Here is a 2,675-nt window from a genome sequence, read left to right on the forward strand (position 1 = left end):
CGAGCTTCCCATTGGCTTTGAGGACGATCCAGATGGCGGATGTGGCGCCTTTCACCTCATCGCGAGAATTTTGCGACCGCTCAGATTTTGAGTTTTTCAACACAATCGCGCCGAAAGCGGACGTAAATTCAGAGCATTAGCTGCACGGGCCACAGGGCGTTGCCGGTTGATCACGCCGCCCTCGATGGCTTCCAGCCCGATCGAATAGGTACGCCTAAGAAAGAACGCCGCGCCGTCCTCGGTGATCTCGACGACGCTGCGTTCGGGGTGTTCCAGAATGTAGAGCGAGCCGTCTTCACGGCGGTGCAGTTCATCCAGGACGTTCTGCGCTCCGTCGAAGTAGCGGAGTTGTGCGATGATCATGGGGGCCTCTTTTGTAGACTGAGACCCCCATCTAGCACGGCCCTTTGTTAGGCCGCGTCAGGTGATGCGGCCGCCGCGCGCAGCCTGCTCTCGACTGCGGGGTGAAGCCCGCCTGTAAGGTGCTGCTCGATCTCGCGCCAATCGCCGCCGTTCGCGCGGATGGTCTTGATCAACTCACGCTCATAGCCGTCGAGCCTTGGTGCATGTTCGGCCTCGATCTCGCCGCGCTCGACGGCCTCGGTGGTCTGGGCTGCAAGCTCTTTCAGTGCTGCCACCCCTCGCCGCGACGCGTCTCTGATCGCATCGCGCCTGATGTAGATCGCGAACCGGCTTTCGTGCGACGCCTCCTCAAAGCGATTGCCAAGCGCTATCAGGCTGTCCGCCGTCGCCATGTAGTTCTTGGCAAGCGCTTCCGCGTGCCGGCGGAACTCCCGGTCGCACATCATGTTTACGGCGGTGCAGTGAATGCAAATCGCATTCTGATTGCAGGCTTCGCAAACGGTCGCGGTTTCGCGCGTCGTCACCTTTGCCCCATCTTCAAAGACGAACTTGCCGTCACGAAACTTCGGCGGCTTATCGTCGACGATACGGCAAGCCTCGACAGTGACGCGTGCGTTATCGATGTAGCGCCAAAGCATGTTGGCGCGGTCAGCGTGGTCGGTCATTTCTCCAGTCCTCTATTCGCCTCGTCTAGTATGTCACGCATTGCGCGTGGCCTCAGCGATCTTGCTAGTACGCCCGCGGTGTTCCACATCGTGCGCGAGTTTAAGTTATGGCGCTTTATGCATATGTGCTGCCGTGCAATCTCGCATTCTCGTCCTTTCGGGATGATGTTGGCGACGGATGCCGCGAAGGCTGACAGCCAAAAGGCCGTCAGCCAGAACGTTGGCGCAAGCGTCGCTAGAACTTGCGTGGTGAACCTCATTTGGGCTACCGCATGGTCTTCAAGAGCGTTTCGACGGTCCGTCGAGCGTCCAGTCGAGCCAAGGTGAACGCCTCGCCGATGGCGACACCTCCACTGTTGAGAATGTTCCTGGCGTGGGCGAGTTTCTTCGCCTCGTCACGCGCGGCTTGATTGCCTGTCGCATTCGCTGTGGTGGACAGCGCGGCAATGCGGAGATCGAGGGCGCGCCGAAACTTGGCGCTGTCTGCAGTGGAGATCGTAGACATGGTATCGTCCTGTTCGATGTTGGTGTTCGTCTCGGGCTCCATTCCACGGAGGAGTGTGCGAGCCTGATCGATGTTGGTGACGTCGGTGGAAGTCGAAAGCGCTATTGCGGCTGAAGGTCGATCGACCGCCTCGGGTAGCACGAGGATTTGCAGGCGAAGCGTCTCTGCAGCCGACAGCGGTACGGACTTCTCGGTCCGATCGGCCCCTACGGTTGACGGCTTGACGAGCTGGTAGCCGTCCCTCCTCGCATCCTCGGTTCGCATCTGAAGGCCGCTGGCCGTGTGACAGCAATCGGCGTCATTCGGATCGATGATAGCGATCATCGCGTCTCGTCGTTCTACGCGTATTCGTTCCCGCACGAGAACGAAGTCGAGCGCGTTCGCTTCCGAGAGCGGCATACGAACCCCGCCCGCCACGCACATGCGGGGATCCTCAAGGTCAACATAGGCGATTTTGCTCATGTTCTTATGGCCTCCATGGCCACGTTGAGTAAGGCCCGACCCACGGCCCTGCCCGACGCGGCCCGACAACTACCGCCTGACCGCGAAGCGGCTTCGGCGTTCCATTGTCGTTGCACATCTGCTCAAGCCGCCTGATCTCGGCCCGTAGTTCCTTGATGTTCGCGGTGTTGTATTCGACCCAACGTTCATTGAAGCGAACGACCTTCCGCTGTTGGCCTGATAGAAGTTGCACGAGCGCTTGCCGCAATAGCGGCAAGGTTTCGCACGGCGATGTAATCCCCGCCGGAGGTCCGGCGGGGCTGCACGCTGATGACATCTGCGTATTTCCTTATTGCTTGCGACGGCGCGGCTGGTCGTCTTCGTCGGGTACCGACCTCGTTGAGGTCGGCTTCGGCATTATCTGCTCGGGCAGCAGTCCAGCTTCGCGGAGCGCCCGTTGTTCGGGTTACCGAGAAGTTGACGAAGCTGAAGGGAGAGATGGGCAAGCTTGCTGCCTACGAGAAGCAGATGCTGGCTTCGCCGGATCAGCAAATCTCCCTGACCGATCCGGATAGCCCTTCGATGGCAACCAGTGGCCGCGGATCCGGCGTTGTCGGCTACAATGTCCAAGTCGCCGTCGATACCGACCATCACCTGATCATCGCGCATGAGGTGACGAACAGCGGCTCAGATCGCGCACA

At 60.0% G+C, this 2,675-nt stretch carries 3 protein-coding genes and 1 pseudogene; 1 reads left to right on the plus strand and 3 read right to left on the minus strand.

Going from position 1 to position 2,675, the window contains the following annotated elements:
- Nucleotides 1-96 precede the first annotated feature (96 nt).
- From AC629_RS40865 to AC629_RS40875, 3 genes are all read right to left on the minus strand, one after another.
- Entirely contained in the window at nt 97-363 is a 267-nt protein-coding gene (locus AC629_RS40865; protein WP_084810326.1) for a hypothetical protein, read from the minus strand.
- A gap of 47 nt (nt 364-410) precedes the next feature.
- Nucleotides 411-1,028, minus strand: coding sequence for a hypothetical protein (locus AC629_RS40870; protein ID WP_084810327.1), 618 nt, complete (start codon nt 1,026-1,028; stop codon nt 411-413).
- Nucleotides 1,029-1,293: 265 nt separating this feature from the next.
- Nucleotides 1,294-1,995 (minus strand): hypothetical protein, encoded by a 702-nt coding sequence (locus AC629_RS40875; protein WP_084810328.1) that lies wholly within the window; start codon nt 1,993-1,995, stop codon nt 1,294-1,296.
- Nucleotides 1,996-2,514: 519 nt separating this feature from the next.
- Here AC629_RS40875 and AC629_RS40885 point away from each other — a divergent pair.
- A pseudogene (locus tag AC629_RS40885) lies at nt 2,515-2,675 on the plus strand (IS5/IS1182 family transposase); the annotation flags it as partial.

This window comes from Bradyrhizobium sp. NAS80.1, assembly GCF_001908205.1.
Lineage (GTDB): Bacteria > Pseudomonadota > Alphaproteobacteria > Rhizobiales > Xanthobacteraceae > Bradyrhizobium.

Excerpts from the sequence above, each read along its gene's own strand:
- AC629_RS40865 (WP_084810326.1), bottom strand. The coding sequence starts at position 363 with ATGATCATCGCACAACTCCGCTACTTCGACGGAGCGCAGAACGTCCTG.
- AC629_RS40870 (WP_084810327.1), bottom strand. The coding sequence starts at position 1,028 with ATGACCGACCACGCTGACCGCGCCAACATGCTTTGGCGCTACATCGAT.
- AC629_RS40875 (WP_084810328.1), bottom strand. The coding sequence starts at position 1,995 with ATGAGCAAAATCGCCTATGTTGACCTTGAGGATCCCCGCATGTGCGTG.